This window comes from Aestuariivirga sp. (genome assembly GCF_037139295.1).
GTDB lineage: Bacteria > Pseudomonadota > Alphaproteobacteria > Rhizobiales > Aestuariivirgaceae > Aestuariivirga.
On sequence record NZ_JBAXGR010000008.1, the window covers coordinates 41322 to 66859 of the forward strand.

General features: G+C 64.2%; 24 protein-coding genes. 19 read left to right on the top strand and 5 right to left on the bottom strand.

Annotation, left to right across the window (positions count from 1 at the left end; genetic code table 11):
- The first annotated feature begins 24 nt into the window (after positions 1-24).
- From lptB to ptsN, 4 genes are all read left to right on the top strand, one after another.
- Positions 25-807 (top strand): LPS export ABC transporter ATP-binding protein, encoded by a 783-nt coding sequence (lptB, locus tag WCJ41_RS04405; RefSeq protein ID WP_336904621.1) that lies wholly within the window; start codon positions 25-27, stop codon positions 805-807.
- Between the two features lie 16 nt (positions 808-823).
- The gene (gene rpoN, locus WCJ41_RS04410; RefSeq protein WP_336904622.1) at positions 824-2341 is read left to right on the top strand and encodes an RNA polymerase factor sigma-54; all 1518 of its coding nucleotides are present in this window, start codon (positions 824-826) and stop codon (positions 2339-2341) included.
- A gap of 196 nt (positions 2342-2537) precedes the next feature.
- Positions 2538-3107 (top strand): ribosome-associated translation inhibitor RaiA, encoded by a 570-nt coding sequence (gene raiA, locus WCJ41_RS04415; protein WP_336904623.1) that lies wholly within the window; start codon positions 2538-2540, stop codon positions 3105-3107.
- A gap of 30 nt (positions 3108-3137) precedes the next feature.
- Positions 3138-3614 carry a PTS IIA-like nitrogen regulatory protein PtsN gene (ptsN, locus tag WCJ41_RS04420; RefSeq protein ID WP_336904624.1) on the top strand — a complete coding sequence of 159 codons (477 nt, stop codon included), beginning with the start codon at positions 3138-3140 and terminating at the stop codon, positions 3612-3614.
- Positions 3615-3959: 345 nt separating this feature from the next.
- Here the strand turns inward: ptsN and WCJ41_RS04425 are convergent, their stop codons facing one another.
- The gene (locus WCJ41_RS04425) at positions 3960-4214 is read right to left on the bottom strand and encodes a DUF1150 family protein (protein WP_336904625.1); all 255 of its coding nucleotides are present in this window, start codon (positions 4212-4214) and stop codon (positions 3960-3962) included.
- Positions 4215-4218: 4 nt separating this feature from the next.
- Positions 4219-4641, bottom strand: a complete 423-nt coding sequence (locus WCJ41_RS04430; protein ID WP_336904626.1) for an Hsp20 family protein — start codon at positions 4639-4641, stop codon at positions 4219-4221.
- Between the two features lie 210 nt (positions 4642-4851).
- Here WCJ41_RS04430 and WCJ41_RS04435 point away from each other — a divergent pair, with 210 nt between their 5' ends.
- From WCJ41_RS04435 to WCJ41_RS04470, 8 genes are all read left to right on the top strand, one after another.
- On the top strand, positions 4852-5850 hold the full coding sequence (locus WCJ41_RS04435; RefSeq protein ID WP_336904627.1) for a BMP family ABC transporter substrate-binding protein: 999 nt from the start codon (positions 4852-4854) through the stop codon (positions 5848-5850).
- 66 nt (positions 5851-5916) lie between these two features.
- The gene (locus WCJ41_RS04440) at positions 5917-7434 is read left to right on the top strand and encodes an ABC transporter ATP-binding protein (RefSeq protein ID WP_336904628.1); all 1518 of its coding nucleotides are present in this window, start codon (positions 5917-5919) and stop codon (positions 7432-7434) included.
- The gene (locus tag WCJ41_RS04445; RefSeq protein ID WP_336904629.1) at positions 7434-8543 is read left to right on the top strand and encodes an ABC transporter permease; all 1110 of its coding nucleotides are present in this window, start codon (positions 7434-7436) and stop codon (positions 8541-8543) included. The genes WCJ41_RS04440 and WCJ41_RS04445 overlap by 1 nt, the downstream gene beginning before the upstream one ends.
- On the top strand, positions 8540-9487 hold the full coding sequence (locus WCJ41_RS04450; protein ID WP_336904630.1) for an ABC transporter permease: 948 nt from the start codon (positions 8540-8542) through the stop codon (positions 9485-9487). Before WCJ41_RS04445 ends, WCJ41_RS04450 begins: the two co-directional genes overlap by 4 nt.
- A 1-nt stretch (position 9488) precedes the next feature.
- Entirely contained in the window at positions 9489-9881 is a 393-nt protein-coding gene (gene cdd / locus WCJ41_RS04455) for a cytidine deaminase (protein WP_336904631.1), read from the top strand.
- Positions 9878-10660 carry a purine-nucleoside phosphorylase gene (locus WCJ41_RS04460; RefSeq protein ID WP_336904632.1) on the top strand — a complete coding sequence of 261 codons (783 nt, stop codon included), beginning with the start codon at positions 9878-9880 and terminating at the stop codon, positions 10658-10660. Before cdd ends, WCJ41_RS04460 begins: the two co-directional genes overlap by 4 nt.
- A 1-nt stretch (position 10661) precedes the next feature.
- Complete coding sequence (gene deoA, locus WCJ41_RS04465; RefSeq protein ID WP_336904633.1) at positions 10662-11969, top strand: thymidine phosphorylase; 1308 nt, start codon at positions 10662-10664, stop codon at positions 11967-11969.
- Between the two features lie 12 nt (positions 11970-11981).
- Positions 11982-13172, top strand: a complete 1191-nt coding sequence (locus WCJ41_RS04470) for a phosphopentomutase (RefSeq protein ID WP_336904634.1) — start codon at positions 11982-11984, stop codon at positions 13170-13172.
- Here WCJ41_RS04470 and choV read toward each other — a convergent pair.
- The 3 genes from choV to choX form a co-directional block, all read right to left on the bottom strand.
- Positions 13156-14346 carry a choline ABC transporter ATP-binding protein gene (choV, locus tag WCJ41_RS04475; protein WP_336904635.1) on the bottom strand — a complete coding sequence of 397 codons (1191 nt, stop codon included), beginning with the start codon at positions 14344-14346 and terminating at the stop codon, positions 13156-13158. The genes WCJ41_RS04470 and choV overlap by 17 nt on opposite strands.
- On the bottom strand, positions 14343-15197 hold the full coding sequence (choW, locus tag WCJ41_RS04480; RefSeq protein ID WP_336904636.1) for a choline ABC transporter permease subunit: 855 nt from the start codon (positions 15195-15197) through the stop codon (positions 14343-14345). Before choW ends, choV begins: the two co-directional genes overlap by 4 nt.
- A 119-nt stretch (positions 15198-15316) precedes the next feature.
- The gene (gene choX / locus WCJ41_RS04485; protein ID WP_336904637.1) at positions 15317-16255 is read right to left on the bottom strand and encodes a choline ABC transporter substrate-binding protein; all 939 of its coding nucleotides are present in this window, start codon (positions 16253-16255) and stop codon (positions 15317-15319) included.
- A 137-nt stretch (positions 16256-16392) separates the two neighbouring features.
- Between choX and betI the strand changes: the two genes are divergently transcribed.
- The 7 genes from betI (at position 16393) to gyrB (ending at position 25486) form a co-directional block, all read left to right on the top strand.
- The gene (betI, locus tag WCJ41_RS04490; protein ID WP_336904638.1) at positions 16393-17010 is read left to right on the top strand and encodes a transcriptional regulator BetI; all 618 of its coding nucleotides are present in this window, start codon (positions 16393-16395) and stop codon (positions 17008-17010) included.
- Between the two features lie 18 nt (positions 17011-17028).
- Positions 17029-18015, top strand: coding sequence for a Gfo/Idh/MocA family oxidoreductase (locus tag WCJ41_RS04495; RefSeq protein WP_336904639.1), 987 nt, complete (start codon positions 17029-17031; stop codon positions 18013-18015).
- 161 nt (positions 18016-18176) lie between these two features.
- Positions 18177-18443 carry a 30S ribosomal protein S20 gene (rpsT, locus tag WCJ41_RS04500; protein ID WP_336904640.1) on the top strand — a complete coding sequence of 89 codons (267 nt, stop codon included), beginning with the start codon at positions 18177-18179 and terminating at the stop codon, positions 18441-18443.
- 810 nt (positions 18444-19253) lie between these two features.
- On the top strand, positions 19254-20681 hold the full coding sequence (dnaA, locus tag WCJ41_RS04505) for a chromosomal replication initiator protein DnaA (protein WP_336904641.1): 1428 nt from the start codon (positions 19254-19256) through the stop codon (positions 20679-20681).
- Positions 20682-20777: 96 nt separating this feature from the next.
- Complete coding sequence (gene dnaN / locus WCJ41_RS04510) at positions 20778-21890, top strand: DNA polymerase III subunit beta (RefSeq protein ID WP_336904642.1); 1113 nt, start codon at positions 20778-20780, stop codon at positions 21888-21890.
- A 9-nt stretch (positions 21891-21899) separates the two neighbouring features.
- Positions 21900-23054, top strand: coding sequence for a DNA replication/repair protein RecF (recF, locus tag WCJ41_RS04515; RefSeq protein ID WP_336904643.1), 1155 nt, complete (start codon positions 21900-21902; stop codon positions 23052-23054).
- Positions 23054-25486: a DNA topoisomerase (ATP-hydrolyzing) subunit B gene (gyrB, locus tag WCJ41_RS04520; protein WP_336904644.1), complete on the top strand. Its 2433-nt coding sequence runs from the start codon at positions 23054-23056 to the stop codon at positions 25484-25486. The genes recF and gyrB overlap by 1 nt, the downstream gene beginning before the upstream one ends.
- Positions 25487-25538 lie beyond the last annotated feature (52 nt).

Genomic DNA, 25538 nt, shown 5'->3' on the forward strand with positions numbered 1-25538 from the left:
GTGGCAGACAGGCAGGCAAAGGCAATGGCGCCCCGGCGGGCACAGATTCCGCAGACGAGCGCGAGCGCCTCTACCTTCCGCGAGCGTCCGGGCCTCGTCGTCGAGGGACTGCGGAAGTCCTACAAGCGGCGGCCCGTGGTGCGGGATGTCTCGCTCTCCGTCAGGCGTGGTGAAGCTGTGGGACTTCTGGGACCCAATGGCGCCGGCAAGACCACGGTGTTCTACATGATCACCGGGCTCATTGCCGCCGACAGCGGCCGGATCAGCCTCGATGGCGCCGATATCACCCATTTGCCCATGTACCGCCGCGCGCGGCTGGGCATTGGCTATTTGGCGCAGGAAAGCTCGATCTTCCGCGGCCTCACGGTGGAGGAAAACATTCGCGCCGTGCTGGAGCTGACCGAGGGCTCGAAGCAGAAGCGCGAAGCCAAGTTGCGTGAGTTGCTCGATGAGTTCTCCATCACCCACATCCGGAATTCGCCGGCTGTTGCGCTCTCTGGCGGCGAGCGTCGCCGCGTGGAAATCGCCCGAGCGCTTGCAGCCGATCCCGAATTCATGCTCCTCGACGAACCCTTCGCCGGAATTGATCCGATTGCGATCGGTGATATTCGCCGCCTGGTGCGACAGCTCACCTCTCGGGGAATCGGGGTGCTTGTTACGGATCACAACGTCCGCGAAACACTCGAACTCATCGACAAGGCCCTCATCATCCATGAGGGCCAGGTCCTGACCGAGGGCACGCCACAGGAAATCGTCTCCCATCCGGATGTCCGGCGCTATTATCTTGGCGCCGATTTCACCCTGTAAGGGGGAGCGCTAGCCCATGGCGCTGAACCAGCGGCTCGACCTCCGCCAGGGCCAGTCCCTGGTGATGACGCCGCAATTGCAGCAGGCCATCAAGCTGCTGCAGATGTCCAACATGGAACTTCAGGCCTTCGTCGACCAGGAGCTCGAGCGCAATCCGCTGCTGGAGCGTGACGAGCGCCCGGAAGTCCAGAAGCAGGCGACGGACGCCCCCGAAGGGCAGACGGACATGGTCTCCGCACTCGCCTCCAACACCGGCGCCGAAGAGCGCCTGCGCACACTCGATACCGAACTCGAGAATGTCTACACCCACGAGTCCCGTGCCGATGCGGCCAACCGTGAGTCGATGGGCCCTCCGCCCGATTCCGGCTGGGCCTCGCTCCGCCCGCAGGGGGCTCTCTCGCTCGATGCCGAGGGTACTGATTTCGACGCGACACTCACTCGCCAGCCGACGCTCGCCGAACACCTCACCGACCAGATGCACCTCGTTCTCGGCGAACCCGCCGAACAGCTGATCGGCCAGCACCTGATCGGCAGCCTCAACGAGGCGGGCTATCTCATCGGAGACGTGGCCTCGATGGCCGAAACGCTCGGCACCTCGGTGGATCATGTCGAGGCGGTGCTGACGAGGCTCCAGGCCTGCGACCCGCCCGGCGTCTTCGCCCGCGACCTCAAGGAATGCCTGGCCCTGCAGCTGAAGGAGCGTGACCGCTTCGACCCTGCAATGGCCACCCTCGTCGCCCACCTCGACCTGGTGGCACGGCGTGACTACGTGGCGCTGAAGAGCCTCTGTCGCGTTGACGTCGAGGACCTGAAGGACATGCTGGCCGAGCTCCGCGCGCTCGACCCCAAGCCCGGCCACGCCTTTGGCGCCGAGCCGGTGCAGCCGGTGATCCCGGACGTCATCGTGCGCCCCTCGCCCGAGGGTGCCTGGATCGTCGAACTCAACACTGAGACGCTGCCGCGCGTGCTCATCAACAACCAGTACCTCGCCCGCGTCTCCGCCAATGCCCAGAGGAGCGAGGACAAGGTCTACCTGTCGGAATGCCAGGCCAACGCCACCTGGCTGGTGAAAAGCCTCGACCAGCGCGCCAAGACCATCCTCAAGGTGGCGCGCGAGATCGTCCGCCAGCAGGACGCCTTCCTGATGCTGGGTGTCCAGCACCTGCGTCCCCTCAACCTGCGCACCGTGGCGGATGCAATCGAGATGCACGAGTCGACCGTCAGCCGCGTTACCTCCAACAAATACATGTCCACGCCGCGCGGCATCTTCGAGCTGAAGTATTTCTTCACCACCGCCATCGCCTCCTCCGATTCGGATGGTGACGCCCATTCCGCCGAGGCCGTCCGCCACCGCATCCGTGAGTTGATCGCGGAGGAGGGCGAGAACGTGCTTTCAGACGACACTATCGTCGACAGGTTGAAGGCATCGGGCATTGAAATCGCCCGCCGCACCGTCGCCAAGTACAGGGAAACTCTTGGTATTCCGTCCTCCGTGCAGCGCCGCCGCGAGGCCCGGGTCCAGTCGGCCCGATAGGGTTTGACGGGGCACCCGCCCTCGACTAGGTTCCGCCCGCTTCGTAACGGCAGGCCTCGACCAAGGGGCTTGGCCCAGGGAAGTCAGCGAAGCAGCGCAACCGCGTTTCTCGGGCCAGCGAGACAGGCCAGTTGACGTGTCAGGCAAACGCGCCCATGTGTAGAGACAGGGCGAAGCAGGGATATTTGCGACGACCATGCAGATCAAAGTCACCGGTAAGAACCTCGATGTCGGCGGCGCCTTGCGTGAGCACATCCAGACCCGCCTGAGCCTCCTCCAGCAGAAGTATTTCGATGCCACCGTGCACGCCAACGTGACGGTCGAGAAGCAGCGTGGCTTCTTCCTCACTGACTGCGCGCTGCATCTGGCCACCGGCCTCGTGCTGCAGGCCGAGGGCAAGGGCGCGGAAGCCCATCCGAGCTTCGATGAGGCTGCAACCCACCTCGAAAAGCAGCTCCGCCGCTACAAGCAGCGCCTCAAGGACCACCACCGCAAGCGCAATGAGCCGGTGCGCCAGTTCGAGGCCCAGAGCTACGTCATCGAGCCCGCCTCGGACGAGCACGACACGCAGGGCGACAATCCGGTCATCATCGCCGAAACCGGCCTCAAGCTGCCGGAACTCTCGGTGGGCGAGGCGGTCATGCAGCTCGACATTTCCACCCAGCCCTTCCTGCTGTTCCGCAATGGCGGCCACGGCGGCCTCAACCTGGTCTACAGGCGTCCTGACGGCAACATCGGCTGGGTCGATCCCAAGCCGGCGGCCTGACGCGCGACCTTCACGGGGACCTGACCCGACATGACCCTCGATGCCCTGATCGACAAGCAGTCCGTTCTCGCCAACCTCAAGGCGCCGAACAAGAAGCAGCTGCTGCAGGAACTCTCCCAGGCGCTCGCCACCCAGGTGGCGATCGACCACCGGGTGATTTTCGAAGTCCTCCTGAAGCGTGAGAAGCTGGGCTCAACCGGGCTCGGCCAGGGCATCGCCATCCCGCATGGCAAGCTGCCGTCGATCAACCGCGTCTATGGCCTCTTCGCCAGACTCGCCCAGCCCGTCGATTTCGACTCGGTTGATGGCCAGCCGGTTGACCTGGTCTTCGTGCTGCTCGCCCCCGAGGATGCCGGTGCCGACCACCTCAAGGCGCTCGCCAAGATCTCCCGCCTGCTGCGCGACCCTGCCGTGGTCGCCAAGCTGCGCGGCACGGACGATGCCCAGGGCCTCTACGCCATCCTCACCGAGCCCGCAGCCAACCCGAAGTCCGCCTCGGCGGCCTGACCAGGCGCCGAGCCGCCCTCAACCCATCATGCCCGGGCTCGACCCGGGCATCCTCTTTCGTGGTCGCCAAAGAAGACCGCCGGGTCAGGCCCGGGGATGATGACCATGGACGGCGAAAGACGGTGGACCCACTCCTCCCTCCTCGCCGGAAGGGGGTCTCCCCGCACGCACTCCGGCCTTGGCCGGGGGGAGGGAGCATCCGGGATGGGCTTTGGCGCGCCGTCCCGGGAAATTATTCACAATGTCAATCAGCAGCAATTACTGACTGACATCTAGCACATTTTAGGACTAAAGTCAAGAAATAAGAATACCGTCACCCCGAGCTTGCGGGGTGACGGCCTGTGTTCAGTGAACGCTCATCGCCATCAGCTCATGCTCGAAGGCGCTGCCCATGGCCGCTTCCTTCGAACCCGAGATCGACACTGGCGTGCCGTCGGCGTTGTACAGGCAGAACAGCTTCGACTCGGCCGCGACGCTCGCCTCGTTACCCAGAAGCCGCTTGGCCTCGTCGATCTCGATTTCGCGAATGTAACCGAGGGCGCCTTCGCCCAGCAGTGCCAGGTCCTGCGACGTGAGTTCGGTCGATTTCTTCAATTCCATGTGATCACCCTCCAATCTGAATACGGCGGACAACCCGCCGCGGTTCGGGCCTCTCGAGGTGCAGTTCCAGCAGGCCGTTCTCCAGCCGGGCCCCGGTCACCTCCATGCCGTCCGCCAGCACGAAGGCCCGCTGGAACTGGCGGGCCGCGATGCCGCGGTGCAGGTAGGCCTTGCCGTCCTCTTCCTTCTGGCGGCCGCGGATCACCAGCTGGTTTTCCTCGACCGTCACGTCGATCTCGTCGCGTGCAAAGCCGGCGACGGCCAGCGTGATGCGAAGCCGTTCGGCCTCGCCCTCGGCCTTGTGCAGCCGTTCGATGTTGTAGGGTGGGTAGCCGTCGCCCGCGGTCTTGGAGGCTCGGTCGAGCATCCGCTCCAGCTCGTCGAAGCCGAGCAGGAGGGGCGATGAGAAAACAGACAGACGTGTCATTCGGTTTGCCCTCGTGAAGCAGCAATCAGCCCGGACCCGTAAGTGGCATCCGCAACTTTGACCTTCATATGTGAAACCTGATCCCGGCTTTCAAGGCGCCGACTTGACCAAGCGGCAGCCACGGTGATTTGATCGCCCGAACAAGATTGGAATCGCACCCCCGACGGGGTTGTGATTAGATCGGCGAAACACAACAAAAGGGAGACGAAGATGCTCAGACGAACACTTCTGGCCGCCGCCGCGGCCCTCGCCATCACCTCCGGCGCCGCGCTGGCCGATGACTCGAAGCCCGCCATCGTCTTCGATGTCGGCGGCAAGTTCGACAAGTCGTTCAACGAGAGCATGTTCAACGGCGCCGAGAAGTTCAAGGCAGAGACCGGCACCGCCTATGGCGAGTTCGAAATCGCCCAGGAGGCCCAGCGCGAGCAGGCCATCCGCAACTTCGCCGACCAGGGCTATTCGCCCATCATCGCGGCGGGCTTCGCCCAGGCCGCAGCGGTCGAGAAGGTCGCCAAGGAATATCCGGACCTCAAGTTCGCCATTGTCGACATGGTGGTGGACCTGCCCAACGTCCAGTCCATCGTGTTCAAGGAAAACGAAGGTTCCTACCTCGCCGGTCTGCTGGCCGGCATGGCGTCGAAGTCCGGCAAGGTCGGCTTCGTGGGCGGCATGGACATTCCCCTCATCCGCAAATTCGGCTGCGGCTATGCGCAAGGGGTGAAGGCGGCGAAGCCTGACGCCGTGATCTTCCAGAACATGACGGGCGACACCGGCGCTGCCTGGAACGATCCCGTCAAGGGCGGCGAGATCACCAAGGGCCAGATGGCCCAGGGTGCGGACGTCGTCTATGCAGCAGCCGGCGCCACTGGCCTCGGCGTGCTGCAGGCCGCCGCCGATGGCGGTGCGCTGTCGATTGGCGTCGACGCCAACCAGAACTACCTCCACCCCGGCAAGGTGCTCACCTCCATGCTGAAGCGCGTGGACGTCGCGGTCTACAACGTGATGAAGGGCGGCAATGCCGGCTTCAAGCCCGGCATCCAGGCGCTCGGTCTCGCCGAAGACGGCGTGGGCGTGGCGATGGACGACAACAACAAGCCGCTGATCACGCCCGAAATGATGGCCGCCGTGGACAAGGCCAAGGCCGACATCATCGCCGGCACGATCAAGGTTCACGACTACACCGCAGACAACACCTGCCCCGTGCAGTAAGTAAGCATGAGCCGCCTCTCCGAGAGGGGAGGCGGCTCTTTCTCTGCCTGCTGAAACGGGAACGGCATGACTCCCGCCATCGAACTCATCGGCATCGACAAGCGCTTCGGCTCCGTCCACGCCAACAAGGACGTGACGTTGGCCATCGCGCCCGGCTCAATCCACGGCATCATCGGCGAGAACGGCGCGGGGAAATCGACCCTCATGTCGATCCTCTTCGGATTCTACCAGGCTGACTCGGGCGAGATCCGCGTCAAGGGCAAGCCGGTCAAGATCCGCTCATCGTCGGACGCCATCGCGCTCGGCATCGGCATGGTCCACCAGCACTTCATGCTGGTCGAGCCTTTCACCGCGCTGGAAAACGTGGTGCTCGGCGCCGAGGGTGGCCGCCTCATCGGCCCCGCGCTCACCAAGGCGCGTGCCGAACTCGTGCGCCTCGCCAAGGACTATGAGCTCGAGGTCGACCCCGATGCCATCGTCGGCGAACTGCCCGTCGGTCTGCAGCAGCGCGTCGAAATCCTCAAAGCGCTGTTCCGCGGCGCCGAGACGCTGATCCTCGACGAGCCCACCGGCGTCCTCACGCCGGACGAGGCCGACCACCTGTTCCGTATCCTCCGTATACTGAAGGACCAGGGCAAGACGGTGATTCTTATCACCCACAAGCTGCGCGAGATCATGGCCATCACCGACCGCGTCTCGGTCATGCGCCGCGGCGAGCTGGTGGCCACGCGCGAGACGAAGGCCACCACGGTGGAGGAACTGGCCGAGCTGATGGTCGGCCGCCATGTGCTGCTGCGCGTCGAGAAGGGGCCTTCGAACCCGGGCGAGACCGTGCTCGAGGTGAAGAACCTCACCTGGAAGGACCGCAAGGGCATCGCCCGGGTGGACAATGTCTCGTTCTCCGTCAGGAAGGGCGAGATCCTCGGCATCGCCGGGGTCTCCGGCAATGGCCAGTCGGAACTCCTGGACGTGATCGCCGGGATTGCCCGCCCCACGTCGGGTCAGGTGATCTTCGAGGGCAAGGACATCGGCATACTGGGCGACCCGCGCCACGTGCGCGCCGAGGGCCTCGCTCACGTGCCGGAGGACCGCCAGCACCGCGGCCTTATCGGCAGCTTCGACGCCGCCGAAAGCGCCATCCTCGGCTGGCATCACCTCGAGTCGCTGGGCAAGGGCTTCCGCCTCGACCGTGACAAGGTCGTGGCCCGCGCCAGGGCCGAGATGGAGGAGTTCGACGTCCGACCGCCGGACCCGCTGCTCAAGTCCGCCAAATTCTCCGGCGGCAACCAGCAGAAGCTGATCATCGCGCGCGAGATCAAGTCCAACCCCGACCTGCTCATCGTCGGCCAGCCGACGCGCGGGGTCGACATCGGGGCCATCGAATACATCCACAAGCGCATCATCCAGCTGCGCGATGAGGGGAAAGCCGTTCTGCTCGTCTCCGTCGAGCTCGATGAAATCCGCTCGCTGTCAGACCGCATCCTCGTCATGTTCGCCGGGCGCGTGATGGGCGAGCGCGGACCGCGCGCGACAGAGCGCGAGCTTGGCCTGCTCATGGCTGGCGTCGGGCAGGACGCAGCCTGATGATGCAATCGAGGGGAGAGCTTCCGCACTGGGTCGATGTCGGCCTCATCCCGGTCATCAATCTTGCCGTGGCGCTCATCGCCTCTGGCCTTGTCGTGCTCATCATTGGGGAAAATCCCTTCGAAGCAATGTGGATCATGGTCCAGGGCTCGCTCGGCTCACTCAAGGGCTGGGGCTACATGCTCTACTACGCGACGAACTTCGTGTTCACCGGCCTCGCCGTGGCGGTGGCCTTCCACGCCGGCCTCTTCAATATTGGCGGCGAGGGCCAAGCCTACATGGCGGGCGTGGGTGCGGCCACCGTCGGCCTTGGGCTCGACTTTCTGCCATGGCCCATCCTGCTGCCCCTCGCCATCCTGGCCGCCATGGCCATGGGCGCCTTCTGGGCCTGGATCCCCGGCGTGCTGCAGGCAAAGCGCGGCAGCCATATCGTGATCACCACGATCATGTTCAATTTCATCGCGGCGAGCCTCGTCGGCTACCTCATCAACTACTGGTTCCGCCCGGTGGGCAAGATGGCGGTTGAAAGCCGCGAGATCACCGGCGCCTATATCCTCAGTGCCCGCGAGGTGGCGCGTGAATATTTCGGCGTGAAGCTTGCCTCCTCACCGCTGAACTTCTCGGTCTTCCTCGCACTCATCGCGGCCTGGGCCGTGTGGTACCTGCTGTGGCGCACCAAGCTCGGCTATGAAATCCGCGCGCTTGGCGCCAACCCTTCAGCCGCGATCTATGCCGGCATCAGGCCGGACCGCATCATCATCATCGCCATGGCGATCTCGGGCGCCCTCGCGGGGCTGATGGCGGTGAACGAGATCCTCGGGGTGCAGCACCGGCTGCTCTTGGGTTATGTGGGTGGTGCGGGCTTCGTCGGCATCGCCGTGGCGCTCATGGGCCGCTCGCACCCCATCGGCATCCTGCTTGCCGCCATGCTGTTCGGCCTCCTGTACCAGGGCGGCTCGGAGCTCTCCTTCGCCAAGCCTGAGATCAACCGTGACATGGTGGTGGTCATCCAGGGCCTCGTCATCCTGTTCATGGGCGCCTTCGAATATGCCTTCAGGCCGGCACTCTCGGCGCTGTTCTATCCATTGGGCGGGGAGGGCAACCAGTGAACCTCTATATCGAGCTCCTCGCCTCCACGATCCGCATGAGCGTGCCGCTGATCCTCGCCTGCATCGCAGGGCTGTGGTCGGAGCGGGCGGGCATCGTCGACATCGGGCTCGAGGGCAAGATGCTGATTGCCGCCTTCGTCGCGGCCTCGGCCTCCGCCGTCTTCGGCTCGGCCTGGATCGGGCTGTTCTGCGCCATCCTCGCCTCGCTCGCCTTCGCACTGGTGCATGGCTATGCCTCGATCAACCAACGCGGCAACCAGGTGGTCTCAGGCGTTGCCATCAACATGCTCGCCGCAGGTCTCGCCGTGGTGCTTGGCAACGAGTGGTTCAGGGAGGGTGGCCGCACGCCAGCGCTTCCGCCGGAGGGCCGCTTCCTGCCCTTCGAATTCCCGATGCTCTATGACATCCCGGTGGTCGGACCCTTCGCTAAGATTTTCCTCACCCACTCGATCCTCGCCTATTTCGCCTTCGCCATCGTGCCGATCAGCGCCTGGGCGCTGGCCCGCACCCGCTTCGGGCTTCGCCTGCGGGCCGTGGGTGAAAACCCGCAGGCGGTGGACACCGCGGGCATCTCGGTGGCGGCACTGCGCTACCGCGCGGTGATCATTGCGGGCGTGCTGTGTGGCGTGGCGGGCGCCTTCATCTCCACCTCGCTATCGTCCAGCTTCGTGCGGGACATGACGGCGGGCTCCGGCTTCATGGCACTTGCCGCGCTCATCTTCGCCAACTGGCGCGCCTTTCCCGCACTGGGCGCCTGCCTGCTCTTCGGCTTCCTGCAGGCGGTGGGCAACTTCACGCAGGGCGCCTCCATCGGCGGCTTCCAGATTCCGGTTCAGTTCATCAACATGCTGCCCTATGTGCTCACCGTGGTGCTGCTCGCCGGCTTCATCGGCAAGTCGGTGCCGCCCAAGGCCTCCGGCATTCCCTATGTGAAGGACCGCTGACATGCATGACTTGATTGAGGAGGCGAAGGCAGCGCGCCTGCGTGCCCACGCACCCTATTCGAAGTTCCTCGTCGGAGCCGCGATGCGCGATGAATATGGCCGCGTGCACGGCGGCTGCAACATCGAGAACGCCGCCTACCCGCAGGGCTGGTGCGCCGAGCCTTCCGCCATCTCCGCCCTCATCATGGCGGGCGGCCGCAAGATCACGGAGATCGCCGTGATGGGCAATGGTTCGACGCTCTGCACCCCCTGCGGCGGCTGCCGCCAGAAGATCCGCGAGTTCGCCGCTCCTGACGTGAAGATCCACTGCTGCACCGAAGCAGGCAAGATGATCCAGACCTTCACGCTAGCGGAGCTGCTGCCCTTCTCCTTCGGCCCGGAGAATCTCGCGTGAACGCGCTCGCAGGGAAACTGCAGGGCCGCACGCCGAAGACCGCCATCATCCTCGGCTCCAGCCTTGGTGCGCTGGCCGATGCGGTGGAGGATGCGCTGGTCATTCCTTACGCCGAGCTTCCCGGTTTCCCCGTTCCGAAGATTTCCGGCCACGCGGGCAAGCTCTTCGTCGGCCAGCTCGGCGGAAGGGAAGTGGCCGTGCTGGCCGGTCGCGCCCACCCTTACGAATCCGGCAACGCCGCCGTCATGCGCCCGGCTATCGAAACCCTGAAGGGCGCTGGCATCGAAACGCTGATCCTCACCAATGCCGCCGGAAGCCTGAAGCCGGAGATGCGCCCCGGCTCCATCATGCTGATCGCGGATCACATCAACTATTCCGGCATGAACCCTCTCATCGGCCAGCACGGCGACGAGAACTTCGTGCCGATGACGGATGCTTATGACCCCGCGCTTCGCAAGCGCTTCCACGCCGCCGCCAAAGCCGAGGGCATCGCCCTGCATGAAGGCGTCTATTGCTGGTACTCTGGCCCTTCCTTTGAGACGCCCGCCGAAATCCGCATGTTCCAGATCATCGGAGGCTCGGCCGTTGGCATGTCGACGGCACCCGAGACGATCCTTGCCCGCCGCTTCGGCCTCAAGGTTGCTGGGCTCTCCGTCATCACCAATCTCGCCGCGGGCATCGAGGGCGCCTCGCCCAGCCACGAGGAAACCAAGCGCGAGGGCGCGAAGGCTGCCTTGAACATGAAGGCGCTCGTCACCCGCTTCCTGGAGGACACTTGAGGTGCTGCCGCAGGAGCTGATCCGCCGGAAGCGTGACGGCGCCTCGCTCAAGCGCGAGGACGTGAAGGACTTCATCGCAGGCCTCACGTCCGGTGCCGTGTCGGAAGGACAGGTCGCCGCCTTCGCCATGGCGGTGTTCTTCCGCGGCATGAGCCGCGAGGAGGCGGTGGGGCTCACGCTCGCCATGCGCGACTCCGGCGCCGTGCTCGAATGGGACCTGCCCGGCCCCGTGGTCGACAAGCATTCATCCGGCGGCATCGGCGACAATCTCTCGCTCATGCTGGCCCCCATGCTCGCCGCCTGCGGCTGCTACGTGCCGATGATTTCGGGCAGGGGGCTCGGCCACACCGGCGGCACGCTGGACAAGCTCGATTCCATTCCGGGCTATGCCACCCAGCCGGGCCTCGATTTCTTCCGCCAGGCCACGCGCGCGGCGGGCTGCGCCATCATCGGGCAGACGGCGGATTTGGCCCCTGCCGACAAGCGCCTCTATGGCATCCGCGACGTGACGGCGACGGTCGAATCCGTGCCACTCATCACCGCATCGATTCTCTCGAAGAAGCTCGCCGCCGGCCTTGGGCATCTCGTGCTCGACGTGAAGATGGGGTCGGGCGCCTTCATGACGCGCATGGCCGATGCAGAAGAGCTGGCAGAAAGCCTCGTCGACGTCGCCAATGGCGCGGGGCTTCCCACCACGGCGCTCATCACCGACATGAGCGAGCCGCTCGCCCCCTGCGCTGGCAATACGCTGGAAGTGGCGCACGCTTGCGAATTTCTGCTTGGCCGCCGCAGCGACCCGCGCGTCATGGACATCACGCTGGCCCTGGGTGCGGAGCTGGTGATGAGTGCGGGCATTGAGCAGGACGCCGCGACAGCGCGTGAGCGTCTTGCGGCCACGCTCAGCTCCGGCAAGGCAGCCGAACATTTCGAGCGCATGGTGCAGGCGCTGGGCGGGCCGAAGGGTTTTCTGTCGAATTACACAACGCAGCTTGCCACCGCGCCCATCATCCGCCCTGTCCATGCCGACGAAGAAGCCTTCATCGCGTCCATCCGCACCCGTGAACTCGGTCTTGCCGTCATCGAACTTGGCGGTGGGCGGCGGGTGGCCTCGGACGCCATCGACCACCGTGTCGGCCTCTCGCAGCTTCTCGGCAAAGGTGCGCGGGCAGACCGGGCAACGCCGCTCTGCCTCATCCACGCCGCGGACGAGGCCTCCTTCGAAAGGGCTGCAGCCTTGATAAAAAGTGCTTACATTCCGGGTGAGCGCCCGGGTGAGTCGGCAACGGTGCTGGCGCGCATCACGGGGTAACGCGGAGACGCAATGGCGCGGGCCTTTCTCCTGATACTCGATTCCTTCGGCATTGGCGGCGCGCCGGATGCCGCGAGCTTCGGTGACGAAGGATCCAACACGCTCGGCCATATCTGCGAGCACATGGCGCTCAATGTGCCGCACATGGCCTCGCTGGGGTTGGGCCGCGCGGCCGCGCTCTCGACGGGGCGCAACCCGCTGGCTGACGCAGAGCTCATCGGCCAGTATGGCGTGGCGCGCGAAGTCTCGCGCGGCAAGGACACGATCACCGGCCACTGGGAAATCGCCGGCGTGCCACTGGCCTTCGACTGGGGCTATTTCCCGCATGCGATCCCCGCCTTCCCGCCGGACCTGATCGAGGCCATCGTCACCCGCTGCAAGCTGCCCGGGCTGCTTGCCCTGTGCCATGCATCCGGCACTCAGGTGATCGAGGATTTCGGCGAAGAACACATCCGCACCGGCAAACCCATTGCATATACCAGTGCCGACAGCGTGTTGCAGATCGCGGCGCATGAGGAACATTTCGGGCTGGAGCGTCTCTACGAAGTCTGCCGCGTGGCGCGCGAACTGACCTATCCCATGAACATCGGCCGCATCATCGCCAGGCCGTTCGTCGGAGAACGTCAGGGCGCGTTCAGGCGCACTGGCCACCGCAAGGATTTCGCCGTGACGCCACCCGCGCCGACGCTTCTTGAAATCCTGAGCAAGGCGGGGAGGGATGTCGTTTCGGTCGGCAAGATCGGCGATATCTATGCCCATGTCGGCACTGGGCGCGAGATCAAGGTATCAGGCAATCCGGCCTTCCTCGAAACGACTCTCGCCAACATGGATGGCTTGGGCGATGGCGGCTTTCTGATGGCCAACTTCGTCGACTTCGACACCGAGTTTGGCCATCGTCGCGATCCGATCGGCTACGGCAAATTGCTCGAGGCCTTTGACGCGGAACTGCCGCGCATCATGCAAAGGCTGATGCCGGGCGACCTGCTGATCCTGACAGCCGACCACGGCAATGATCCCACCTGGACGGGCACGGACCATACGCGCGAGCAAATTCCGGTGATGAGCTACATGCCCGGCATGCGGCCCGGCAGCCTCGGCCTGCGAAGGAGCTTCTCCGACATCGGCCAGACCATTGCGCAGCACTTGAGGGTCGGCCCGCTCGCGGCGGGCACCGCGTGGGACGTGACTAGTCCTGCCGCTTGAGCACGGCCTGCAGAACGTGCCGGACGCCAATCGAGCCGAGGAACTTGTCGTTCTCGTCGAAGATCGCCACGGGCGAAACATCGGTGTTGTGAATGGCCAGCATCACCACCTTCAGTGACGTGCCGGGCCTTGCCCAGAACACCGGCCGGTGATTGGCATCGACCGGCGTTTCCACATGGTCGCAGGACACCCATGTTGCGGGGTGGCCGTCACGCTCGGCGGCGATGACCTTGCCATCGGCCCCAAGCTTGAAGCGCGTGGTGCGGCGCGTGTCGAGCCACACCCAGCCGTCATCACCGTGTTCGAGTTCGGGAAGACCGCGCATCACGTTCCACGCGGTCAGCACCGAGAGCGGGTTCACGTTGGCGATGAAGTCGCGCACGTAGTCGTTGGCGGGTTTCAGCACGATGTCTTCGGGTGTCCCCGACTGCACGATGCGGCCACCTTCCATGATGGTGATGCGGTTGCCAATCTTGAGCGCTTCCTCGAGGTCGTGGCTGACGAAGAGGATGGTCTTCTTGATCTGCTTCTGCAGCTGCAGGAGCTCGTCCTGCAGCTTGGTGCGGATCAGGGGGTCGAGCGCCGAGAAGGGCTCGTCCATCAGCAGGATGGGCGCTTCGGTGGCAAAGGCGCGGGCGAGGCCGACGCGCTGCTGCATGCCGCCCGAGAGTTCGTGCACGTATTTGTTGGCCCATTGCTTGAGGCCGACGAGCTCAAGCTGCTTGTCGACCTTGGCGTTGCGCTCGGCTTCCGGAATGCCGGCGAGCTCGAGGCCGAAGCCCGCATTCTCGCGCACCGTGCGCCAGGGCAGCAGGGCGAACTGCTGGAACACCATGGCCACCTGCTTCTGGCGGATGTGGCGCAGCGTTGCGGCATTGCAGGAGGCGACGTCGACCATGCGGTCGCCGTCCTTCACCAGCACCTCGCCGCCCGTCACCTTGTTGAGGCCGTTGACGGCGCGCAGCAGCGTTGACTTGCCGGAGCCCGAAAGCCCCATCAGCACGCTGATTTCGCCCTCGTTCACCGTCAGGTTGGCTTGCGTTGCGCCGAGCACGGCGCCGGTACGCTTGAGGATTTCGGATCGGTCGACACCGCCATGGGCAAGCTTCAGCGCCTCCTCGGTCTTGTCGCCGAAGATGATGTCAACGTTCCTGAACTCGATGGAGGCGGTCATTTCTTGGCCCCCGTCTTCACGGCAAGCATGCGGTCGAGGATGATGGCCAGCACCACGATGGCGAGGCCCGCCTCGATGCCCAGCGGGATGTTGCGGTTGGACAGCGCCTTGAACACCGGGTTGCCGAGGCTGGGGGCACCAATCAGCGTGGCGAAGACCACCATGGAGAGCGACAGCATGATGCACTGCGTGAGGCCCGCCATGATCGACGGCATGGCGGCCGGCAGCTCCACCTTCCACAGCAATTGCCGCTTGGTGGCGCCGAAGGCCTCGCCCGCCTCGATCATCGGTGTGGGAATGGAGGTGATGCCGAGATAGGTCATCCGGACCGGCGCCGGCATGGCGAAGATGAAGGTGACGATGAGGGCGGGTGCCGCACCAAGGCCGAACAGGATGAGGATGGGGATCAGGTACACGAAGGTCGGCATGGTCTGCATCAGGTCAAGGACCGGCTGGGTGACACGCCAGACCTGCCGCTTGTGCGCAGCCCAGATGCCGAGCGGCACGCCGATCGCCATCGACAGCGCGGTGGCGCCAACAACGAGCACCAGGGTCTGCACCGTTTCCTTCCACAGGCCCTGGTTGATGATGAACAGGAGACCGATGAACACACCGAGCGCCAGCTTCCAGGACTTCTGCAGCCAGTAGGCAAAGGCCGCGATCAGTACGGCGAGCAGCACCGCCGGGATTGCCAGCAGCGCCCATGTGGTGTTCTCGACGACGAAGTTGAGTGAAATCTTGAGCCCATCGAAGAGCCACTGGAAATAGGTGACGATGAAGTCGATGGCGGTCTTGCCCCATGGGCCGACCGGCAATTTCCATGACCGGATGAAAGTGGTGACGGGATCCATCTGCCCCTCCCCCGAGAGCGACCTGCGCTGGCTATGCTGCCGCGTTCAGTCTGGCATGTCTTGGCCGAAAAGGAAAAGAAGAAGCCCGGGAGGTGTCTCCCGGGCTTGCTCGTCGTTTCTTAGCCCTTCAGCGCGGCGTCGACCGCGGCGGCTGCGTCACCGCCGTCGAAGGTCGTGACGCCCTGCAGCCAGGGCTTCACCACATCGGGGTTGGCCTTCAGCCATGCCTTGGCGGTTTCCTTCGGATCAGCACTGTTCTTCAGCACCGGGTCCATCATGGCGCCTTCCATGGCGAGGTCGAACTTGAGGTTCTTCAGGAGCGCGCCGACATTCGGGCACTCTGTGGTGTAGCCCGCGCGGGCAATGGTGTAGACCGTTGCGGCGCCGAAGCCCGAGTCACCCATGCCGTCGAGATAGGCGATTTTCATTTCGCCCATGACCGGATGCGGCGTCCAGCCGAGGAAGACGATCCACTGGTTGTCCTTCATGGCCTTCTCGGCCTCGGTCAACATGCCCGCCTCGGAGCTTTCGACCAGCGTGAAGCCCTTCAGATTGTTCTTCGGATCGTCGATCATCGTCTGGATGATGCGGTTGCCGTCGTTGCCGGCTTCAATGCCGAAGATCTTGCCGCTGAACTTGTCGGCATTGGCGCCGAGGTCGCCAAGCGACTTCACGCCGGCGTCCGCCACATACTGCGGGACGACAAGGCCATAGCCCGCGCCCTCAAGGTTGGCGGCCACCTGCTCGATCGACTTGTCATCGAGGTAGGCCTTGATGTCGGCGGTCATGGACGGCATCCAGTTACCCAGGAACACGTCGATGTCCTTGTTCTTGAGCGAGGCCATGGTGACCGGCACAGAGAGTGTGGACACCTGCGGCTCATAGCCCAGCGCCTCGAGGACCACCGAGGTGGCACCGGTGGTGACCTGGATGTCGGTCCAGCCCACATCGGCAAAGCGCACGGCCTTGCAGCTGGCCGGATCGGCGGCGAAGGCCGTGGAGGTCATGGCCACGCCAATGACGGCAGCCGCCGCCACACTCTTGATGAATGACTTCATAATTAGCTCCCTGTTCGCCCGGTCCTTGTCGGCAGACCGCGGCTTGGAGAGAAGAGTAATTCAGGTTCCACGCCCTCGGCAAGTTTTCATTGGACAGCTGACCAATAAAAAACGACAGTTTTCCCGCGGAGGGCGGGATGCCGAAGCTCGGAATGGCGCCGATCAGGCGAAAGCAGCTGGTGGAGGCGGCGATTGCCGCCATCCATGAGCACGGCTTCGCCAATGCCACCGTAGCGCGCATTGCTGCCCAGGCCGGGATTTCGGCCGGCATGGTGCACCACTACTTCAAGGACAAGGACGAGCTGCTCTTCGCCACCATGCGCCACCTGCTGGCGGAACTGCGTGCCGATGCCGTGGCGCGGCTGTCGCGCACCACCGAGCCCACCGCGCGCATCCGCGCCATCATCGATGCCTGCTTCGGTGATGCGCAGTTCGACGAGCAGGTGTTCAGCGCCTGGCTGGCGCTTTATGGCAATGCCCGCCAATCGCCACGGCTGATGAACATCCTTTCGCTCTATCACCGCCGCCTCAGGAGCAGCCTGCTCCATGACCTGCGCCGCATCGTCAACGAGGCAGACGCGCTCCGCCTGGCGGAAGGCATCGCCGCGATGATCGACGGTCTGTGGCTGCGCTATGCGCTGACCGGCAAGCCGGCCAACCCCGAGGCGCCACGCGCGCTGACGCGCGATTATCTTGCCGCAGCGCTCGCGCGCACTTCCAACATGGATCGCGCCGGACTAAAGATGCTCGCCTGAACAGGGAAGGGCTGACACATGAAACCCGTGAAGTGGGGCATCATCTCGACGGCGAACATCGGCGTGGCCAAGGTCATTCCGGGCATGCTGAAGTCGAAGGACATCGACATCGTCGCGATCTCCTCGCGCAACAAGAAGACAGCACAGGAATGGGCTGGAAAACTGGGCATTCCCAAGGCCTATGGCTCCTACGAGGAGATGCTGGCCGACCCCGAGATCGAGGCCGTCTACAACCCGCTGCCGAACCATCTGCATGTACCTCTCACGCTCGCCGCAGCGAAGGCCGGCAAGCACGTGCTGTGCGAGAAGCCCATCGCCATCACGGCGAAGGAGGCGATGCAGCTCAAGAAGATCAAGAACGTCTTCGTGGCGGAAGCCTTCATGGTGCGCCACGCCACGCAGTGGCTCGCCGCGCGCGACCTGGTGAAGAAGAAGAAAATCGGTGACGTGCGCGCCATCCAGGTGCTGTTCTCCTATTTCAACCGCGACCCGAAGAACGTGCGCAACAAGGCTGACATTGGCGGCGGCGGCCTCTTGGACATCGGCTGCTATCCGATCACGGTCTCGCGCTTCATCTTCGATGGCGAACCGACGCGCGTTGTCGGCACCTTCGACCGCGACCCCAAGTTCGGCACCGACCGCATCGCCGGCGGCCTTGCCGACTTCGGCCAGGGCCGGCACCTGTCCTTCACCGTCTCCACCCAGCTGGCGCCCTATCAGCGCGTCAACATCATGGGCACCAAGGGCCGGATCGAGATCGAGATTCCCTTCAACGCGCCGCCTGACCAGCCCAACCGCTATTTCGTGCAGGGCATGGAGATGAACGAGGGGGAATGGACGTCGCTTCCGGTCTCTGACCAGTACCAGCTGCAGGCGGAGGCCTTCGGCCGCGTCATCCGCCAGAAGCAGAAGCCCTTCTGGGGCGTGGAGGACGCCATCCAGAACATGAAGATCCTCGATGCCTTCTTCCGTTCGGAAAAGAGCAAAAAGTGGGAAAAACCCTGAGGTTCCGGACACTTCTCGAAGCCATTGACGGACGCGCGCGGCCTCTCTATAAGCCCGCAATCCCGATGGGCCGGAAAGACGGGCCGTCTGCCAGTGGCATGACGGCGCGAAGTCTTGGAAAGCCGATCAAACGAATTTTCTGAAGCAGGATCTAAAGCCAAATGGCCAATACGAAATCGGCGAAGAAGGCCACCCGCGTCTCCGCCCGTCGCACCGAGATCAACAAGAACCGCGTCAGCCGCATGCGCACCTTCGTGCGCAAGGTCGAGGAGGCAATCGCCTCCGGCAACCAGGCGGAAGCTGCCGCTGCCCTGCAGGCCGCCCAGCCCGAGCTGATGCGTGGCGCCCAGAAGGGCATCCTCCACAAGAACACCGCATCGCGCAAGGTGTCGCGCCTGGCCGCACGAGTGAAGTCGCTCAAGGCCTGATAACGGTCGTTCTGCCTCCGCAGGACTGCATATTTCGGTCGACGCCGGACAGACTTTGTCCGGCGTTTTTTGTTTTGCGTCCGGCATTTTAGGCTTTTCCACAGTCACCGTATTTGTCCGGATACGGAACGTCTCGCGCAGAATTCTTGACGCTGAATCAACGGTTTATCAACCAGCCTCGTGAAGGGTGCCATAAACCTCGCGCCATGCTGACGGCAGGCTCCCGACTCCGTGTCACTAATGATGCACGCCGTCGCGCGCTTGCCCACTCAAGTGCCTCCGCAAAAGTGGAAGAGTCTCAGGGTGTTAGGTTTGACTCACCGGAAAGCTTTGCAGCCGGAATGCCGTCAAGCCACTTCCGTGTACGGAGCGTTTCCTGAATCAGGTTGCTTGAGCGGCGAGCGCTTTTGTAAGTTCTCCTTCGTGGGCGGGCCAAATGGCCACTCGCCTGCAACACAACAGCAGAACCAGGGCCTGTTGCGCCCATCGGTTCTGACAGCGTTCAGTTCTGGCGTTTGCTGGGCGGTCTTCGTCCAAGCGGATGGATATTGTGTATAAGTGAGGGCTTGGTGAGTGAGCGCTTTGCAGGTGGGGCTTGGGGGCACATGACAAAGCGCAACGACTGCACCGGCTCAAATGAGTGCTACGGCAGGGGCATGTGATGAACACTTCGGAAATTTCGGCCTTCGTCCCGGCGTGCGCTGACTTCTAGTCGGCGGCGATCACAGGGAATGAGAGACGGTTGGGCCATCGGCTCAGTCGCAATGATGATGCGCGCCGCAGAATGCGCGCGAAGGGATGCGGAAGAGAATGACTGTTTTGACGGACGTGAAAACGAGGTGGGATCGTGTTGCGCTTCGGCTGCGTGCTGAACTTGGTGAAGATCTCTACACTTCGTGGTTCGCCCGCATGGAGCTCGAAGAGTTCGAGCAGGGCCGCCTGATCGTTTCCGTTCCCACCCGCTTCCTGAAATCCTGGATCGAGACCCATTACGTCTCCAAGCTGCACAAGATCAGCGAGGCCGAACTCGGCCAATTTGATACCATTCATGTGCGCGTGCGTATGCGGGCCGGCGTTGCCCAGCGCGCCGCGTCGGATGAAAATGGCTCTCATGCGCCGCATTCCGCGGCCGCACCGCATCCGCAGCCCTCGGTGGTTGCCCAGGCTCAGGCCGTGGCCGCCGCCGAACGCGGGCCGCAACTTGATCCCAACCAGACCTTCGAGACCTTCATGGTGGGTTCATCCAATCAGCTGGCCCATGCCGCGATGTGCCGCGTGGCGGATGCCGCCCCCGGCGCTGCCGTCACCTTCAACCCGCTGTTCGTTCATGCAGGCTCGGGGCTGGGCAAGACGCATCTGCTTTCCGCCGTCGCCCACCGCGTGAAGGAAAAGCGCCCGGACCGCCGCGTGATGGTCCTCACCGCCGAACGCTTCATGATCAATTTCGTGATGGCGCTCCGCCAGCGTGACACCCTGGCCTTCAAGGACCAGTTCGCCGCGGTGGATGTTCTCCTGATCGACGATTTCCAGTTCCTGCAGGGCAAGACCATGCAGCAGGAGTTCTGCAATGCCTTCAACGGCCTCGTGGACTCGCGCCGGCAGGTGATTGTGGCCGCCGACGTGCCGCCCTCGCAGCTTGACTCGATCGACCAGCGCATGCGCTCGCGCCTGATGGGAGGCCTCGTCGTTGACATCGAGATGCCAGATCTCGAAACCCGCCGCCGCATTCTGCAGAGCCGCTACGAGACGATGCAGAAGCGCGACCCCTCGATCCTGATCCCTGACGAGGTGCTGGAATTCATCGCCAACCGGGTGACCGGCACGGGCCGCGAACTGGAAGGCGCCCTGAACCGCATCACCGCCTACCAGCAGTTCAACAATGCCGCCGTGACGCTTGATCTTGCCTCACTGGTGCTGCGCGACATGCAGTCCAGCCCAGATGGTTCGCGCATCAAGATCGACGACATCCTGAAGATCGTCGGCCGCCACTTCAACGTGGGCCGCACCGACCTGCTGTCGCCCCGCCGGGCGCGGAGCGTGGTGGTTCCCCGCCAGATCGGCATGTATCTGGCCAAGAAGATGACCGCCCGGTCGCTGCCCGAGATCGGCCGCCGCTTCGGTGGCAGGGACCATTCGACGGTGCTGCACGCCGTGCGCAAGATCGAGGACCAGATCAAGACGGACGACAAGCTCGCCCGCGAGGTGGCCCTCCTCATCCGGCTCGTCGAACAGGGCTGAAAAACCGCCGATAACCCTTGAATTGGCGCGGTTTCCGCGCCAAAGTTTCCGGCCCGGCGAATGGCCGGAAACCACAGGACGAGGGATTACCGGCTCATGCGTGTCACGATCGAAAGGTCAGCTTTCCTCAAGGCGCTCACCCATGTGCAGAGCGTCGTCGAACGCCGGAATACCATTCCCATCCTGTCCAACGTGTTGCTCCAGGCGGGCGACGGCCAGCTGAAGCTGACGGCCACCGACCTCGATATCGAGATCGTCGAAAGCGTGCCTGCGGAGGTTTCGAAGTCCGGGGCCACCACCGTGCCCGCGCACATGCTCTATGACATCGTGCGCAAGCTTCCCGACGGCGCCCAGCTCGAACTCGAGCAGGCGGGCGACGGCCAGAGGGTGTCGATCTTCGCCGGCCGTTCACGTTTCGCGCTGCAGGCGCTGCCACATGAGGATTTCCCCGATCTCGCGGCGGGCGACTTCCCCAACCACTTTGCCATCGCCGCCACCGAGCTTCGGGGCCTCATCGAGAAGACGCGCTTTGCGATCTCGACCGAGGAAACACGCTACTATCTCAACGGCATCTATTTCCATGACGTCGCGGCGGGCGGCCTGCTGCGCGCAGTGGCGACCGACGGCCACCGCCTCGCCCAGGCGCAGATCCCGCGTCCTGACGGGGCCAAGAACATGCCGGGCGTCATCATTCCCCGAAAGACGGTGCTGGAAGTCGTGAAGCTGTTCGAAGGCGTCGATGGTGCTGTCGAAGTCTCGCTCTCTGCCGCCAAGGTGCGCTTCGCGGCGGGCGACCTGGTGCTCACGTCGAAGCTCATCGACGGCACCTTCCCGGATTATGAGCGCGTCATCCCGCGCAACAACGACAAGAAGCTGGAGCTCGACACCAAGACCTTCGCTCAGGCGGTGGACCGCGTGTCCACCATCTCGCAGGAAAAGGGCCGCGCGGTGAAGCTGGCCATTGGCGGCAACAAGGTGATCCTCACCGTCAACAACCCGGATTCGGGCTCCGCCGAGGAAGAGGTGGCTTGTTCCTATGACGCCGATCCGCTCGAGATCGGCTTCAACTCGCGCTACCTGATGGATGTGGCGGGCCAGATGAAGTCGGACGCCATGGAGCTGCAGCTGGCGGATGCCGGCTCGCCCACCATCGTGCGTGACCCGACGGATGAGCAGGCCCTCTATGTGCTCATGCCCATGCGGGTGTAAGCCTCGTTTGTGACCGATTCACCGACCCTCGCCATCCGTCGGCTGACGCTGACGGAATTCCGCAACTATGCGTCCCTGCGCCTCGACACGGGGGCGCAGCTGGTGGCGCTGACTGGGGCCAATGGCGCGGGCAAGACCAACATCCTCGAAGCCATTTCGTTGCTGGCGCCCGGCCGCGGGTTGCGTGGCGTCACCTTCGATGAGTTGCCCCGGCAGGGCGGATCAGGCTCCTGGGCCATCGCAGCGGAGGTGGAGGCCGAGCATGGCCCCGTGAGCCTCGGCACCGCCTGGAGCGGTCAACCTGATGCGGGCGAGGGCGGCAGCCGCCAGGTGGTGATCGACGGTGAGGCGCAAAGGGGATCTGGCGCCCTTGGCGACACCATGCGGCTCCTGTGGCTCACCCCCGCCCAGGACCGGCTGTTCGCCGGGCCGGGCTCCGACCGCCGCCGCTTCCTCGACCGGATGGTGACGGCCTTCGACCCCGAGCATGGATCCCGCATCACGGTGTTCGAGAAGGTGATGCGCGAGCGCAACCTGCTGTTGGAGGAGACACGGCCTGATGCCGCCTGGCTGTCGAGCCTCGAGGCGCATATGGCGGAGGCCGCAGTGGCGATTTCAGCCGCCCGTCTGGTTGGATTGGAGGCCCTCCAGACCCATATAGGGGAGGGCCGGGAGACCAGCAGTTTCCCGTGGGCGGACGTGTCCGTCGAAGGCGAGATCGAGGCCCTGGTTGCCCAGAAACCAGCCGTGCAAGTCGAGGACGAATATCGTAAGATTTTACGCGATTCGCGGGGGCTGGACCGGGCGGCAGGACGCACCCTCCGGGGCCCCCACCGCAGCGATCTTGAGGTGGTTCACGGGCCCAAGCGGATGGCCGCGGGGCAGTGCTCCACGGGCGAACAGAAGGCCCTGCTGATCGGCCTCGTGCTGGCCCAGGCACGGGCTGTGAAGGCAGGTGCTGGCGTAGCGCCGATCCTGTTGCTCGACGAGGTGGCAGCCCACCTCGACCGGGCGCGGCGCAAGAGTTTGCTGGAGGCTCTGTCGGCCCTCGGGTCACAGAGCTGGATGACGGGAACAGACGCCCAGCTGTTCGAAGCGATGGTTGAGACGGGGGTGATCTTCCATGTGGAAGACGGCCGCATCTCGCAAGCGATGGAAGACTGATGTCAGACGTTGAGAACACCGGTAACGGCAATGGCACCTATGACGCCGACTCGATCAAGGTCCTGAAGGGCCTCGACGCAGTCCGCAAGCGCCCGGGCATGTATATCGGCGACACGGACGATGGCTCGGGCCTCCACCACATGGTCTATGAAGTCGTCGACAACGCCATCGACGAGGCGCTTGCCGGCCACGCCACGCATGTTACCGTGACGCTCAACGCCGATGGCTCCTGCACCGTCACCGACAACGGCCGCGGCATCCCCACCGACATTCACTCATCCGAAGGCGTCTCGGCAGCCGAGGTCATCATGACCCAGCTGCACGCCGGCGGTAAGTTCGACCAGAATTCCTACAAGGTATCGGGCGGCCTTCATGGCGTCGGCGTCTCGGTCGTCAACGCGCTCTCGGTGAAGCTCAAGCTCACCATCTTCCGCGATGACAAAGAGCACTTCATGAGCTTCACCCACGGCGAACCCGATGCGCCGCTGAAGGTGGTGGGCGCGGCACCCGGCCGGCGCGGCACGGAAGTGACCTTCCTGCCTTCCACCGACACCTTCACCAAGACCGAGTTCGATCTGGGCACCCTCGAGCATCGGCTGCGCGAGCTGGCCTTCCTGAACTCCGGCGTGCGCATCATCCTCACTGACAAGCGCGGCGTGGAGGACAAGGTGATCGAGCTGTTCTACGAGGGCGGCATCGCGGCCTTCGTGCGCTACCTCGACCGCACCAAGCAGGCGGTGCTGCCTGAGCCGATCATGATCCATGGCGAAAAGGACGGCATCACCGTCGACTGCGCGCTGTGGTGGAATGACAGCTACCATGAGAACGTGCTGTCCTTCACCAACAACATTCCGCAACGCGACGGCGGCACCCATCTCGCGGGCTTCCGCGGTGCGCTGACGCGTGTCGTCAACAACTATGCCAATGACAGCGGCATCGCCAAGAAGGAGAAGGTGCAGCTGACGGGCGACGACGCGCGCGAGGCACTGACCTGTGTCCTCTCCGTCAAGGTGCCCGACCCCAAGTTCTCGTCGCAGACCAAGGACAAGCTCGTCTCCTCCGAGGTTCGCCCCGTGGTCGAGAATCTCGTCAACGAGCAGCTGGGCGCGTGGTTTGAAGAGCATCCCTCGGAGGCCCGTGCCATCGTCTCCAAGGTGGTCGAGGCCGCCGCGGCACGTGAAGCCGCGCGCAAGGCACGCGAGCTCACCCGGCGCAAGGGCGCGCTCGATATCTCCTCGCTCCCCGGCAAGCTCGCCGACTGCCAGGAGCGCGATCCGTCCAAGTCGGAAATCTTCATCGTCGAGGGTGACTCGGCCGGCGGTTCCGCCAAGCAGGCGCGCCACCGCGAGAACCAGGCCGTGCTGCCGCTGCGCGGCAAGATCCTCAACGTCGAGCGCGCACGCTTCGACAAGATGCTGGGATCGGCCGAAATCGGCACACTGATTACCGCACTCGGCACCGGCATCGGGCGCGAAGAATTCAACATCGCGAAGCTGCGCTACCACAAGATCATCATCATGACCGACGCCGACGTCGACGGCGCCCACATCCGCACGCTACTGCTCACCTTCTTCTATCGGCAGATGCCGGAGGTGATCGAGCGCGGCCACCTCTATATCGCGCAGCCGCCGCTCTACAAGGTGAAGCGCGGCTCCTCCGAGCAATACCTGAAGGACGGCAAGGCGCTGGAAGATTATCTGGTCGATACCGGCCTCGAGAACACCACACTGGTGCTGGCCGATGGCCCGGAGCGTGCCGGCCAGGACCTGCGCACCATCGTCGAGGAGGCGCTCTCGGTGCGCGCCGCACTCGACGCGCTACATGCGCGCTATCCGCGCCCGCTGATCGAGCAGGCCGCGATCGCCGGCGTGCTGAACCCGGAAGTGCTGTCCAGCAATGAACGCGCTGCCGATGCAGCCGCCTACATCGCGCGGCGCCTCGACGTCATCGCCGATGAAACCGAACGCGGCTGGGTGGGCGAACCCACACCCGACGGCGGCATGAGCTTCATGCGCGAAGTGCGCGGTGTGAAGGAAGCCTGGACGCTCGACGGCAAGCTCATCGGCTCCGCCGATGCGCTGCGGCTTGACCGCAAGTCGGCGCATCTTCAGGAAATCTACCAGAAGCCCGCCAAGCTTCGTCGCAAGGATGGCGAGACAGTGATCTTCGGGCCCACCTCGCTGCTCGATGCCGTTTTTGCCTTCGGCCGCAAGGGCATCACCATGCAGCGCTACAAGGGTCTCGGCGAAATGAACCCCGAGCAGTTGTGGGAAACCACGCTCGATCCGAACGTGCGCACGCTGCTGCGCGTGAAGGTCTCCGAGCTCGATGAGGCGGATGATATCTTCACCAAGCTGATGGGTGACGTGGTGGAGCCGCGCCGCGACTTCATCCGTGAAAACGCGCTGAGTGTAGCAAACCTCGACGTCTGAGTTTCCGCTTAAGCCCTCGTTAGGATTCCGTCGCTAACATCAACACTGCGGA